Here is a 14,713-nt window from a genome sequence, read left to right as displayed (position 1 = left end):
GTATAGCTGTCTATACGCTAATTTGGTGTTTAGTGATGGTCATCGGTTTCCTGATTTAAATCCAGGTACTAGGGCTTGAATAGAGTCAACATGCTCTAGCTCGTGCCTATTCATCAACTGCAAGTTGAAAGCATGCGGCGGCAAAGAAGCATCAGGCGTACAGTCTACGTGAAGGTCATTGAGCACGTAGCCCGCTAACGCCTCATTGATTGTAATGTTTCGAACGTATTGACCTTCCATACCAAGATCAATGGCTAAGTCATTTCTATTTTCATGCTTAGAGTGTGGTGCAACACTTAAGACGACATCACGGTTCCAAAGAGTATCGTCCTTTATAGTCTTGTCGTATGAGCAGTCAGTTTGCTGAGCCTTAAGAATTCGACTGATTCTAAAGCACAGGAATTTACGTCTTTTGCTGTCCCAAGCACGGATGTGCCAAGCCCCAAGTCCTTTGAATAGAGAATGAGGCGTAAGGGTTCTAGTCTCGGTGCTAGTTGAGGAACTGTACAGGACAGAAATACAGTGCTTATTCAGGATCGACCTTGTGACTTGAGAGACGATATCAATGGATAGTGAATCCAACACTGTCGCGAAGCTGCTCACACCATAAGTTGTTACTGGAATTGAGTTAAGCTCCTGACCCCATGCGATTAACCTCAGAGCAGCTTCTGGGGCATGCTCAAAAGCTGGACTAAACGATGCTGACCTCATATATGCACGCAGGCTTTCGTTGAAAACCGTGTTGTCGGAAAAACGTTCCTTGTAAGCGTTAAAAGAACGGCTTGCTGTAGCAACGGCAATATCACCGTGCTGAATAAGGTCGGAGCGATTCACTTTCCCGAAGAAGCAAAGATAGAAATCAATAAGCCTTAGTCGTTTTGTTTGTGGAGATTCAACACAACGCACAATGATTACCCTTATCAAAATGAACTGTACTAATTTACTCTAACGAATCTTTTGATACCAGTGTAATATAAAATCAGTTGATTATCTGACCGCTAGTAGACACGTTACACTCGGCTCTTATGGGTGTTGAGGCATTTCTCTTTTAAAATGCCTCTTAACTCTAGTGGAAGTTGGAAGCGCAAATAACGGACTAACTTAATGGCAGCCGAGTCAGTAAGTTTGTTGTAAATCATTCACTAGCCGAGGGGTTGAGAATATCTCTACCGCACTGTAATGAAAGAAATAAATAAAACTGAAACGAAGAGTTCAAAGCTACTAGGAATCGTACTTTTTCACTCATTTATCCCTGGAAAGTTATTCAAGGTCAAAGCTATTGGGCATAGCAACAATACAGGTGATAACGGAGCTGGCAAGTCTACTTTATTAAGCTTATTGCCTGCGTTCTATGGAGCCGAGCCAAGTAAACTGGTGGACAGACAAGCGGATAAAGTTTCCTTCGTTGATTACTATTTACCGACTCCAAAATCTGTCATCGTGTTCGAATATGAAAAGCTTGGTGAGAGAAAGTGCTCTGTAATGTATCGGAATGGCTACAGTGTCGCCTATAGATTTTTGACGGGAACCGCTGAACAATTGTTTTCTCAGCATTTGTACGACGAGCTGATTAAGCAAGGAAGTGAAACTCGAACATGGCTTAAAAACGTTGTGTCTCAGTCAATGTCGGTAAGTTCGCAAATAGAAACCAGCGTCGATTACCGCTCAGTAATTCTAAATAACAAAAAGCGTTTGGCCCATAGGCACCGTGCGGGTAAAAACTTAGTTGCAATCGCTCATGAGTACTCGTTGTGTTCTGCGAACCATAACATGAATCATATCGATATTTTGACAGCGACAATGATGCGCCACAAGAAAATGTTGAGTCGTTTTAAGACGATGATTGTAGATTGTTTCTTGAACAATACATCGATGGACGATGTCCCATATAAGAAAGAGTATATCAACCTAGCAAATAGCCTAGACGTATTTGTTCAACTAGACACTAAAAAGAGCAAGTTCGATGAAGCAGTTGCAAGTAAAGACAGCCTTGAAGAGTACATCAAGCAATTAAACTCGTACCGAGCTCAAATCTCTTCTTACTTGCATCAACTGGCATTTAGTGACACTCAGTTGTCAGACAAGATTCATTCGCAGAAGGTGCTGTACAGCTCGTTAGTCGGTGAGAGGAAAGATCATCTTCAAAAGCTCGACACTGAGTTAAGCATCCATCGAACTGAGTTTGAAAGGAAATCCAAGGTTATTGATGCTATTTACAATAAGCGTGACAAGTATGAAAGTGAAGATGATATTTTAGGAAAAATCACGTTTTACAATAGCTTGAGCGATATGCTGAAGGAAGCGGAATCGGCCAAGAACCATTACGACAATCTACTGGAAGATGTACAAACAGAAGAAAGTACATTTAACGCTCAGGTTCAAAAACTGGAACTCGAATGTTCGGATTTCCGCTCTCGCAAGCACCAAGAAATCAATGGCATACTTAAAACTAAGGAAAAGATATTCGAGCACAAGTCTGACCGTATAGAGGCGATGCAAAGTGACCTTCACCTTGAAAGAAAAAGGTTGCAAGATGAGTTCGATGAACAGTCTGAAAAGATAAGACAAGAACAAGTTCGACTTGCAGTTCTTGAAGGACAATCTCTTGAGTTCACACAAGAACAAAAGGGTGAATTACGTAGTCTGGAAAATGATCTTGAGGGTAAGCGCCAAGACCTTAGTGCTTCGCAAAGTGTAGTAATTCATCTAAATGAGCAGCTTCGTCAAGCAACCAAAACTCATGAGGACAGTCTATCGGCTTACCATGCTTGTAGGGATGAGCTGAAAGAAATCTCAGATGAAATCATTTCTGTAAGTCGTGCATTGTTGCCTACAAAAGGGTCACTCAACGAGTTTTTAGAACAGAAAGTGCCTGATTGGCGTTGCAATATAGGTAAAGTAATCGCCCCTAACTTGTTAAATTCAAAGAATCTAAAGCCAATTTTTGACCTCGATACGAGTGAGTCAATGTTCGGTCTTCATCTGGATCTTGATTCAATTGTGCTTCCTGATTTTTGTCTTAGTGAAGAAAAGCTTTCAGAGCGTCTAGATACTTTAAAAATTAAAGAGTTGGAAACAGAAACACGCGAAGAGAAAGCTAAGAGTCGAGCCAAAAGTGATGAGCAAGAAACAGAGAATCTTCAGAAAGAAGTGAAAATTCAGAGTCAAAGATCAAAAGTCTTTGAGGATGAACTGAGTAAGCTTAGCCTCCTAAAAGATCAAAAAACAGGCCAGTTTGAAAGTGATGCTGAAAGTCGTACATACGAAGTTAAGAAACAAAAAAGCGTACTAGAGTCTGATTTTTTTACCATTAAGTCCGAGTTGAAAGCAAACCTTGAAAACGAAGAACAGCGCCACCAACAGGAGCGTGTTCAGGTAAAAGCTAATTTTGACTATAGGTTGTCAGAAGAAGACGCGAAAAAAAGTGCTATTGAAGCTTTGATCAAAGATAAAGAAACGGTCACTTCAGACAGAATCAGAGACTGCAAGTTAGCGTTCAACCATGCGTTGATGAATAAAGGCGTAGATCCAGTCAGCATCGAGAGTGCCAAGTCGAAGTGGTGTGCACTCGAACGCCAGTGTGAGGAGATCAAATCTTTTCAAGCTTTAATTATCGACTACCACACTTGGCTCGAAGCAGAATGGAAATATATTGATACTTATAATTCTGAGAAGCTGGATTTAGAGCGACAGATCGCGAGAGGCGTTGCGAAGAGAGACGATTATGAAAAATCGGTGGGCAGAAAAATCGATGACGTAGCGACTTCAATTAAATTGGATGAACAGGAGCTAATTTCAGTCAAGGAGGCTATAGGGCAGCTTACAACTTGTACCAATAACTTGGAAAAAGCAGTCGATGAATCAGATTTAGCTAGCTTAGAAGATGTATCTGTAGATTTAGAATTTCATTCTGTTGAGCATGCCGTAAGTCTAGTGACAGACAAAATCACTGCTATTAACACGCTTAAGAAAGAAATCGTTAGTAAAGTAAAAGATGTAAGTAACACAATCTTAGGATTGGACGACAACAATGAAATAAAAATGATGTGGGAGCAGATGCGCTCTGCGACCATGACGAAGCTTTCAGAAAATTATGACTATGCTATCAACTACGATAGTCCTCAATTTTCCCTTGCTTGCTTGGGAGACCTTGAAGAGCTTGTCCTAAACGTGATTCCAGATGTTAGGGACGTTAAAATTGAAACTCTTCGTTCAATCTCGACTCAGGTTTCTAACTACCACCAAACCCTTAAACAGGTGAATAGTAAAGTAGATTCAGTTTCGAGCACTTTGGACAAGTCGATTGAAACAGGCAATCCTTTCCCTGCTATCGACAGCATACACATCAAACTATCAAGCAAGATCCATACTTTTGATCTTTGGAAAGACCTCAATCTCTTTAGTGTAGAGTTGGATAGATGGTCAGGCGAAACCTCAAGAGGTCTACCTTCCAAAGCGTTTCTTGCTTCTTTCAAGCAATTGTTGGCTTCATTTAAAGAGGCTCAGATATCTAAGAACCTAGAGTCTTTGGTCGAGATGGAGATAACGATTGTTGAGAATGGACGCCCAGCAGTGGTTCGAAATGATGAAGATCTAGAAAAGGTCGGCTCCGAAGGGATTTCCAAACTAGCTATTATCGTTGTTTTCTGTGGGATGACTCGATTCTTGTGCCAGGATGAAGACGTTGTTATTCACTGGCCGCTAGACGAATTAGGGAAAATCTCTATTTCTAACTTAGCTATTTTATTCGACATGATGGCTCAAAAAGGCATTTGCTTGTTCACTGCTCAACCAGATCTGCATCCAGCCACTTACAAATACTTCGCGACTAAAAATCACATAGTGAAGAATGTAGGTGTTAAATCATTTATTGGCGGACGTAGAAGCAAAGTCAATCCATTGCTTTCTGAGTCGAAGCAAAATCAGTCTATAGAGGTGGTTGAATGAATAAGTTCGAATCGGTTTTCCGACTGCTCATGAGTAAAAAAGTGATCTGTGAGTATGCGACTCCTATTGAGTACACATATTTATCCGATACCAGAAATCGAAGTGACATGAACCAATACTTGTCTCGAATAAGTATGACAACAGTCGAAACACAAGACGGGCTAGGTTTTTACTGTGGATACGAGAACATAGATAACACACGTAAGAAAAACGAAGTTCTCAAAGACTTTGAAGTTTTTTCGCAGACAATGGAAGGGATAATAGCTTGGCTAAAGCTAGCCCGAAATATTGACTCAGACTCAAGACCTATAATGGCTGGTGGCAAACTATCGGAGTCAGAGTTACTCGCAGCAATAGAGGAAAGTAACTCTCTTCAAAATCAGCTTGATCATATTGCACATAAACTTAAAAGAGCTCATAAAAGCAAAGAGAGTAAAACGAAGCTGAGGTCGATCTTAGATTACCTTGTCCAAGAAGGATACTTTGTATCTCCATCCTCAACTGGTTCTCTTTTTATTGCTACAGCGAAATGGTCGCTGCTTTATGAGACTTTGGAGTTTATCGCTACTAATGAAGGGATGCTGGAAATCGAAGCTGATGCTGAAAACCAACTAGATACTCAAATGGGGTTAATTTAGATGTCTCGACAGGTGGAGTCAAAAGAAGCTGTACGAGCGCTGAGTACTCATACTGAGGTAGTAGACGAGGCTTGCTATGAGCATGCTGGAGTTCTTCATTATAGTGAAAGCAATAAGGCTGCAATCGCTGCGCTTACAAAGCATCAGTTAGCGTATGACTTAGATGATGAACATGGAGTCCAAATCCATTCGTCTGTTAAGCGTTTACTAGATAGGGTGACTAGCCGTTATAGATTCAGAGAACGTCATGGCGAGTTTTCTAATCAGATTGAAAATTTGGACTATGCCGTTGAAAGTTATAGACGAGTTAAGGATTTCAATGACGATAAAAAACAAAACTATTTAGATGAAATTCGAGAGATAACCGTCGAGGTAAATGACGCCTTGGTTGAGACTGTGTCTTCTTTTCATAGGATCGTTGCGGATGAATTTAGCATGGTCACTGATGTTGATGACAAAATTCGCCAAATCGGTCGATGCAAACGTGAGATCGGTAGAATCAATGATATCTTCGAGCACTTAAGTGTGAAAAAGCTTAGGGAGTGGGTACAAACTGATATTCATCTTGAGAGAATCCTTCTTAAGGTACTTAAATCTAAAATCGATCTAGCATTGAAGGATTTAAATGTATCAAACAAAAAAATGGTCGATATGTTGGCAAAGCTTCAGCGAGATAAGAAATCGTCCAAGCTTAATCGTATTATTGATGTTTTTGCAATTAAATTCCAAGATGACAAAACCTTCTCTCCATCCATAGATTCAATTGAATGCTTGCCTGACTGCTTGTCTCAGGTTTCGGAAACGGAAGTACGAGCCTATGGAAATACTAACAGTGAGCTCCAAGCTGATGACTTAATCGATTTGGCAGTGAGGGCTCTTGCTAGCGGTGAGCGGAAGAAAGGTAAAACTTCAGATTTAGACAGTATCGAAGTCATGGATGTCCGTGAAGATGAGGAAGAGTTTGAACTTAATGAGGTAGACGAAGCGTTGGAATTAATGTTTGAGGCTATTAAAGCTGATCTGAACATTCTCCCTCTGTCTGCTGCGCAAAGCTATATGATGTTTGACCTTAATATAGAATTAGAAGACTGGCTTTTATTGGTCGATGGATACATTAGTGCGCAAAAAATTGGTTTGAAGAGCATTGTCCAAATCAAGGAAGAAAGAGAAATAATACTTCCTTATGACGGTAATGTGATTATTAGTGACATTGTTTTTGAAGCAATCGGTGGTGCTTAATGATGTTATCTCGATCGTTAATTAATGCAGCTAAGAGGATTGTTGCCAGTTCTAGGGAGAGGATATCTGCCAACAAGTCCAATACTGAAGTTTGCAGACTCGTGGAAGTAGGGGTTGTTAGTGGCAATTCAATTCTCGTATCCCGCTCCGAATTGAGGGAAATTGATAATTATTTTACTTCTGCATTGGGGCAAAATTTATTGACCTTTCAACAGTGTAGTAATTCAAGATTGGACGCAGCAGGCCCTAGTATTAATGAGAAATCAGCTAAAGGTGGTGTGTTTCAGCAGCTAATTAGCTTAGCTGGTAATGTGAATATCCCGTTAAAGAACCAGCCAGATGTACCGAAAGAAGCTAGCTATATTGTTTCTGTAGAATTGGATGACCTTGATTTCCAGCGTTTTAGCCGTGTCCTCATTATTGAAAATGGTGAGCTTATTGTGCGATGGAGAGATGTCGTACACTCCTTACCTGCGGAATGGCAATCCGCAGTGCTCGTCTACCGTGGTCACGGAAAGAACCAAAAAGACCTACCTACTATGATTGAGTGCTTTGACAACAATGATGTTGAGGTGGGTTTTTTCTTTGATTACGATCCAGCAGGCTTAGATATGATCGACCAACTAAGTAATGATAAACATCATTGGATTGTACCTGTCAAAAATCTGGAGTTGTTCCAAAGTATCAACAAGCTAGATGAATTTTTGAAGCAACTAGAACAGCTTGATAGGCTAAAGAACAGAGTTGTTAGCGCATCAATACGAGAGCATTTAACCTTCATTGAGGAGAATTCACTGGCAATAACTCAAGAGCACTTGATTAGAAACCAGTGCACTTTGATTATTATAGATTTATCTAGAGCTCCCTTGGTTTAGTCCGTACCTAATTTTGAGTGTTCAATTCTAATTTAACTGTTATTTAAACAGAAAGTCTAGTTCAACATGATTAGTATTTAGTGGCTCCATTAGAGGATAACTACTAGTGCTGTGAATAGAGTCAATAGTAACGTGTTAATGAGTGGGCTTTAATGGCAACTTTGTATATTTTGATTAACTAGAAAGATACTTAGACACTATCTATTGAATTTGTTGATATGCACCCCAATGTTATGAGTTATATTGCATTTTCAGGAGATAGGTGTGCTATGCGATTCGAACAATACTTAACAGGTAAAATACTTGACCCCATTCATGGAATAATTCGGCTGACAGAGCTTGAACTAGCATTTATTGATCATCCTCTATTCCAGAGACTTAGGAATATAAAACAAAATACATTCCTCTATAAAGTCTTTCCATCAGCTATGCATAGCCGCTTCGAACACTCATTAGGTGTGATGCACTTGTCATATGAAATCCTTACCAATATGGGAGTGAATGCACATCGGTATGAGAATAAATACAATGATGACTTGATTTATACTGGCCTTACTGAGTTACCTGTCAATTTTGTTAAAGAACTTCGTTTGGCGGCGTTATTGCACGACATCGGTCATGGCCCTATGTCTCATCAGTTTGACTCCTTTATGTTTTCTAAGGATGACTTTCAGGAGTATTTTGGAAATGATTTCCCTGAGATATTGGAACTGATTAAAGACGGCAATAACGTAGAGCATGAGCACATTTCACTTTTATTTATTAAAGCTATTTACAGTAGCTTGGATGATAAACATAAAGCGGATATAAATATCGATAACGTCCTCGCAATTATTGAGAAGGATTACAAGAGCAATAACGTGTGCTTGGACATAGAGGTTGAACAAGGAAACTTAAACATACTACCTCTTTTGACTTCAATAATTTCATCATGCCCTATTGATGCAGATCGAATGGACTACCTTCTAAGGGATAGCTATTTTTCAGGCGTGAAATGTGGAATCTATGACCATAACCGACTCTTTATGTCTATGGTTCCTGTCCAGTGTGATGGGGCTGTTCACCTAGCTTATAAAGAAAGTGGCCTAGACTCTATTGTTGAATTCATCAACGCTAGGGCGAATTTATTTGGACAAGTCTACTACCACAAGACTAATCGCTCTTTTTCTTCTATGTTGAGCAAAGTGTGTAGCTTAGCAAAGAAAGTTAACGCAGATGTTGATTTGTTTGAGTTCACTTTGCCTTCAGATGCCGAAAAAAAGTCTTATTTAGAGCAAATCCAAGATTTCTATGAGAATAACTCGGATGATCATTTCTTGAACGAACAACTGGCTGTGGCGATTGAAGGGAACATTGCTGCTGAGGAAGTGAATAACGACATAATCCATCGTACGCCATGGGAAAAAGTCTACGAATCAAAGTTGTATCCCGAAAACTTGAATATCACGGATGTTATCAATAAGGATACAGTCAAGCTGTTAACGTTAACAATCGATGAAATGATTACAAGCCAAGGTATTGATAGGTCGAAATTTACCATAGATGTCATGACCGATAATGCTTTCAAAGATATCTCAAAGACGGAGATTAAATTGTTAGAAAAACAGCTTGATGGAAAGTATTCTGTAACAGCGTTTAAGGATTCAAACAAGAAGTTGTCAAGATACCAGTCCATAAAGTGCTTCATCAGGATATTCGCTCATAATTCAATTTCCGATAGTTTTGGCATGGAACTAGTAAGGCGAATAGACCAATATAAGGCTGAGTTTTTACATGAACATAAACTAGTCAAATCAAAGAGCGACTAGTTTTTAATCTGTTCGTTGGAAGCCAAGCTGCTAGTTTAGCTTGGCTTTTACGTCATGAAACTTAAGAAAAACTGTCATTACCTCATACTCTTATAGCGGATTAGTTGCGTATCAAGTATCCTATACAGTCTTAAATTCACATTTGTTAGTCCTGTTTTTGGGACTACCTTTCACACTAACGAACTAACATGATTACATACAAAAAAGGTGACTTGTTCGCTGATGATGCTGAAGCCCTAGTCAATACAGTGAATACAGTAGGGGTAATGGGTAAAGGCCTTGCTTATCAGTTCAAAGAACGTTATCCAGATAACTTCAAAATTTACAGAGATGCTTGTAAAAATGAAGAGTTATCAGTTGGTAAGGTTTTGTTAGTAAAGAACATTGCTGAAGGTTCTCCCCGATACATTATTAATTTTCCAACTAAAGCGCATTGGCGCGGTAAATCGAAAATAGAGTATATCGAGAATGGTTTAGATGACTTAGTTAGAGTTGTTTTAGATAAGGGGATTAAGTCAGTGGCTATCCCTGCCCTCGGTAGTGGATTAGGGGGGCTACCATGGAGCCAGGTTGAAAGACAAATTCATGATAAGTTGTCCTCGTTAGATGACGTAGAATGGAGAATTTATGCTCCAAATGACGCGCCTCCAAAGGACAGAAGCCTTGAACTAACGCTAGGTAGGGCAACACTTATAGTTGCATTGAAAAAGTATCTGTCATCATCGCGTAAGAAACAAATGTCGGAGCTTGAGGCTCAGTGTTTACTTTATATTCTAAGTTGTAACGGTGTAGAGCTAAACAAGATGGAATTTAATGAGTTCAGGCAGGGGCCGTATTCATCTGTTTTAAATAGTGCGATAAAAATAATGGATGGAGATTTCTTATATATCTCTGGGATTAATAAGCCTGCTGATAGTACTTTCATTATGTTGGAACCTAAAGTTGTGTCTAAAGCAACTCGTATGTTGCGAGAACAGAATTCTAATGAAAAAAGTATATCGTACGTTAACGACCTCATTGCTGGCTATGAATCTAAAGATGGAATGATTATTCTGGCATCTACTTTGTGGTCAGCTAAAAAAATGAGTGACGCTAACAAGGAGGTCTTTGCAGAGTCTCTTGTGGAACATGTGTCATCGTTAACATCATTACAAGCTCGTGTGTCCCCGACTTTAATTAAGTCCGCATATCAACGTTTAGTTGAAGAAGGGCAGTTTACCTAAGCCCTTCTTATCTGAAGTTTTCGAAAGTTTTTTATTGCTAGAGACTAACCTGCAAACATATGAGTATTAACGTTTACCCAACACTTGATACCGAAGTCTCGCAGCAAAGCCTCAACGGTTTGTTTGTCTTGCTCTGACTTTACAAAGATCTGTTGAAAATCTTTTGCAGGGACTGTTTTGGGTGAAAGGCATTCTGCCATACATACGCTTTTGCCTTCGCGTGTAGTGTAATCTCGAGCATTCATTGCATCCCAATCAATTGCTTCGATACCTTTCGCATAACCTAGCAATTCAAATTCCCCATTTAATGGGTGCTTCGCTGATATGTTCCAATTATTCGAGTTGGCATGTGTGCGAGGAATGCCAATAAAAATAAAGGTTTCTTGAGGGTGATCTTTTTGGACTCGTCCATCAAAAGGATTGTCGGCAAAAAAATGGAAAGGAACCATTGAATCTAGCCCATACTTTGCACGACCAGTAAGTATTTCTTGGTCTGCTACATCGACAACTGGCTTCCTTTGATTTCTGGGAAGTAAACCTTCTTTCAAAATACTCGGAAGATTTTGGATTGAAGTTATGTGGTAAAGTAATCTACCATTTTTGTAGTCTCGAACAGACATATTCATTAGTCCTTGTTATTTAGAGGGTTACTGGACTATATCACTAACATATGTGTTTCACAGTGTTAAGTTTCACATTGTTAATTTGTCGCTGAGGCTATTCAAGTGTCAACTTGTCTTCAGAGAATAGGTCACGTATTGACTATTGACCTGAACATAGAGCTTGTGTACTTATGCTTCTGATTTTCGTTAAAATCAATTGGCGTAACTTTCTAAATCAATGGTTTGTTTGAACCAACGCAGGTGGAGCTACTTGCGCTCCACCAGAGTCAACTCTTCTGAGCTAATCGATATTTTGGATAATTTCGATTGTAGAACTCATCATTTTCTTCGTCGTAATCGTCTTTGATGATATTACAGTCAGCGATAGCCGCTTTATGATGTCTCTGTTTTTTCTTGTATTCTTCACTCTGCTGATCGATGCGGGAAGCTTCAGCAAACCAAATAACCCATTCAGTCGTTGATATCTCTTTGCTTTCAATGGCAACGGCGTTAAATGTACACATGTAATCACAGAACATGTTGAATAGTTTGCCGTTGTCATTTTGTTTGAGGAGTGATTCAGGACTCGCAGTTAGATAGTTATGGCTTCGCTCAAACATTTCTAGTGCTTTTAGATGGTCGTTAAGTCGCTTATCAATAAGATGTTTATAGTCAGGATGCACTTTATAATCCCAAACCTGGTAAGTTTTGGGGGTAAGAAACCACCTTACCGCGTTGTGTCGCTTGATTACCTTTATGAGGTTTAGGTGTGGCGCGAGGTACGGGTGAATGTCTCCATTCTCATCAAACTGCTCAATTGGGTAGAGCCTTGTATCATTCAGAGTCACAAACATGGCAATGTCACGCAAGTGAGGTTTAACTTCGTGTGCTTCGAAAATTTGTTTGAATTTACCGAGAAATGTCATAGTAATTGTTCCTAGTTTTTAGATTTTTCGACGATTTGTTCCGCTTGCTTAATCGAAAGGGGTAGGCGTTTTCTGTTTTTGATTAAGGAGTGTCGTGAGTTCACTTGTCTTTCGACGTGAGACACCGAATTAGCCTTATTTACGTGTTGCTTAATTTGTTTAGCCAGCTTTTTATCTACCTGATTCCAATCAATAGATTTATGGAACTTAGCTGGCTCTCGTTTTGGTAAGTGTTGGTTTAGCCAATCTTTGTCATATCGAAAGAGCCACATGTAGCAACTGCTCGAATGTTTAATCTCTGTTCTAGTTAATGTTGGGTTTTGAGAAATGATTGACTGGAGTGTTTGACGATATTGATTTCGTTTTTGGCAGAACCAGAGCCGTTTTCTCCAAGCCGCTAACCCTGACATCGAGTTGATTTTTTGTTCCACGGTTCCAACGCTAACACCGCATAATTTCGCGATATCTCGTCGATGAAGTCCACGGAATGCGAGTTTTATGATCATATCGACTAGCGAGTTACTTAGTCGTTTGAATCGATGATTTACCGCTATCCCATTCCTCTGCGCTAGGGCTGCTAGATAGCCCACCGAATATCCTGTCGCCTTGGCGACAGAACGAAGCGAGTTTCCTGAGGTCAGCTCTGATAGACAGACACGAGGTTTAGATGATTCCCGATTGCAATAATTTGAGGCCTGCTCAGTTTGTTGAAGATAAAACTTGGCGTTCTTGGAAAAAAAAGCACCAACCAATGCATGCTGTATGTAATGGTTGTAGTTGCCATTTAAGAGAAGGAATCTTAAGAAATTAAACTGGTATAGCTTCGAAGGCAGTAGCTTTGCACCAGCAAATAGAGGAGCCCAAAAGTTTTGTAGACGATTGACTGCTTCTGATTGCCTGATCTGTCCTTTCGGAGTTAACAAATGAGCCTTACCCATCCAAGATGAGTGAGAGGGCGTAACAATATGATCGAATCGACGTTCGCATTCATATTGATGCCAACTACTGATGAATTGCGACAACCTCAACGCTCGTTCTAAGCACAGATCCGAACCATGGAAACATCTATCGTAAGGTGTTGGTGGTAGTTCAATGCGTTTGTTAAGACCATCGGCATTTGTCGGTGCATATTGCAGCCAACATGCATGCTTTGGGCAAACGAACATACCGTAATACTGATGTACGGTACGCCAAATACCATGCCCCCATTTCAATGCATCTTCCTCTAGGCATCGCGAGCAGAGCTTTAGTGCACTGCTAAACTGTAACCGAGAACAAGCGGTACGTGATACAGCAGCGATGTGACTGCCATCATTACTCAACATGTGCCATCTAAGTCTTGCTTTGCTTTTGTTATCTTGAAGGCAAGAGCCGACAACAGGGAAACAAGTACCGTCAAACAACAACCTTTCCGCGTCTATTGAAGTCTGTTTGGCAACGTGTTTGAGCATGCAAGGAAGCTGTGGGTTAATGCGCACATCTGTACGCCCAAGGAGAGCTCGGTTTTTTTCGCGTAGCGAGCGTCTTGGTGAGGCTGCGTGGTGTCGCGCAACTAGACTATAAAAGGCTTCTCCAGCTATTTCGTGCAGGTACATAGATCTATAGTTGTCCTGTAGCGACCAGCATGAGAATGTAGATCAGTGGTGGACTAAATCTGTTTGTTGAAGTTGATAAAAATAGGCGTGTAGTCCTCATAGTAGGAGTAATTATGTGATCATTTACTTTCCTCGTATTCGAGAAGTACTGCTCTAGAGCGCTTTTCCCTAGAGTCATGAAAATCTCTTTGTACCAATCGCCACAAGCTTTCTTAAAAGCTAACGTTTCAGTTTGCTCAAGCGTAAATCCCATGTGTGCCAACGTATTTTGTTGCACGGATTCAAGGTCTAGGGCGAGTTCTCCATTGTTTAATGCAATCATTAGCCGTTCAACCTTCAGCGTTGTTTCATCAGAATACAATTCTTGACATGTCATGCTGGAATCACATTTTGGACAAGCTAAAGCTGGTGTTGGCATTCGGCTGATGTTCTTCAAGCGGTAATCACATGACGAGCAGGCGTTGATAAGTCTTGAACCGTGTTTGTAACAGTGAAACACACCTTGCAGTTGATGTGGTTGATGGAAATATGCCACACCATACGTGTCATGATCTTCTTCTATGCAGTCTTTGCAGCAACGCCATGTGCGGTTGTGAACTGTTTGCGAGTGTATAAATTCAATGTCATATTGTTTCCCTATCAGGAACAACGGAACCTGTCTTTTCTCATGTTCGTTCAGGAAAGACTCAATGACGTTACCGTGCAAATGCTTTTTCCAAATAGTACGATTATCACTATTTAAAGTGTCCATGAGTAAGAAGTCGAGATCTGAGAACACTGTCACTGGAGAAGAACTAAATTTTTCGAGCCCTAAACGTCGTGCTGTAGTACTAAAAGTACCAAATGGAGACATAATATGA

General features: G+C 40.2%; 11 protein-coding genes. 6 read left to right on the top strand and 5 right to left on the bottom strand.

Annotated features, from left to right (window positions below; translation table 11 throughout):
• Positions 1-39: 39 nt before the first annotated feature.
• The gene (locus ATB74_RS05585; protein WP_061017107.1) at positions 40-906 is read right to left on the bottom strand and encodes a WYL domain-containing protein; all 867 of its coding nucleotides are present in this window, start codon (positions 904-906) and stop codon (positions 40-42) included.
• A 273-nt stretch (positions 907-1,179) separates the two neighbouring features.
• Between ATB74_RS05585 and ATB74_RS05580 the strand changes: the two genes are divergently transcribed.
• The 6 genes from ATB74_RS05580 (at position 1,180) to darG (ending at position 10,730) form a co-directional block, all read left to right on the top strand.
• Positions 1,180-4,947 carry an ATP-binding protein gene (locus ATB74_RS05580; RefSeq protein ID WP_061017105.1) on the top strand — a complete coding sequence of 1,256 codons (3,768 nt, stop codon included), beginning with the start codon at positions 1,180-1,182 and terminating at the stop codon, positions 4,945-4,947.
• Positions 4,944-5,585, top strand: coding sequence for a condensin complex protein MksE (locus tag ATB74_RS05575; protein ID WP_061017102.1), 642 nt, complete (start codon positions 4,944-4,946; stop codon positions 5,583-5,585). Before ATB74_RS05580 ends, ATB74_RS05575 begins: the two co-directional genes overlap by 4 nt.
• Entirely contained in the window at positions 5,586-6,824 is a 1,239-nt protein-coding gene (locus tag ATB74_RS05570; protein ID WP_061017100.1) for a hypothetical protein, read from the top strand. It abuts the gene before it with no gap.
• Positions 6,824-7,699, top strand: coding sequence for a DUF7281 domain-containing protein (locus tag ATB74_RS05565; protein WP_061017098.1), 876 nt, complete (start codon positions 6,824-6,826; stop codon positions 7,697-7,699). The genes ATB74_RS05570 and ATB74_RS05565 overlap by 1 nt, the downstream gene beginning before the upstream one ends.
• Before the next feature lie 269 nt (positions 7,700-7,968).
• A complete protein-coding gene (locus tag ATB74_RS05560) occupies positions 7,969-9,507 on the top strand; it encodes an HD domain-containing protein (RefSeq protein WP_061017095.1) in 1,539 nt (512 codons plus the stop codon).
• 188 nt (positions 9,508-9,695) lie between these two features.
• On the top strand, positions 9,696-10,730 hold the full coding sequence (gene darG / locus ATB74_RS05555; protein ID WP_061017093.1) for a type II toxin-antitoxin system antitoxin DNA ADP-ribosyl glycohydrolase DarG: 1,035 nt from the start codon (positions 9,696-9,698) through the stop codon (positions 10,728-10,730).
• Between the two features lie 44 nt (positions 10,731-10,774).
• On the opposite strand, the gene ATB74_RS05550 is transcribed toward darG, so the two are convergent.
• The 4 genes from ATB74_RS05550 to ATB74_RS05535 form a co-directional block, all read right to left on the bottom strand.
• Positions 10,775-11,350: a DarT ssDNA thymidine ADP-ribosyltransferase family protein gene (locus tag ATB74_RS05550; RefSeq protein WP_208989043.1), complete on the bottom strand. Its 576-nt coding sequence runs from the start codon at positions 11,348-11,350 to the stop codon at positions 10,775-10,777.
• Between the two features lie 269 nt (positions 11,351-11,619).
• Complete coding sequence (locus ATB74_RS05545; RefSeq protein ID WP_061017090.1) at positions 11,620-12,258, bottom strand: hypothetical protein; 639 nt, start codon at positions 12,256-12,258, stop codon at positions 11,620-11,622.
• Positions 12,259-12,269: 11 nt separating this feature from the next.
• Complete coding sequence (locus ATB74_RS05540) at positions 12,270-13,853, bottom strand: TnsD family Tn7-like transposition protein (RefSeq protein ID WP_061017088.1); 1,584 nt, start codon at positions 13,851-13,853, stop codon at positions 12,270-12,272.
• 4 nt (positions 13,854-13,857) lie between these two features.
• Positions 13,858-14,706, bottom strand: coding sequence for a hypothetical protein (locus ATB74_RS05535; protein WP_061017745.1), 849 nt, complete (start codon positions 14,704-14,706; stop codon positions 13,858-13,860).
• Positions 14,707-14,713: the final 7 nt, after the last annotated feature.

This window comes from Vibrio splendidus, from assembly GCF_001557875.1.
Lineage (GTDB): Bacteria > Pseudomonadota > Gammaproteobacteria > Enterobacterales > Vibrionaceae > Vibrio > Vibrio splendidus_F.
Note: the sequence above shows the minus strand (reverse complement) of the source record. Positions and strands in the feature narration are given on the sequence as shown.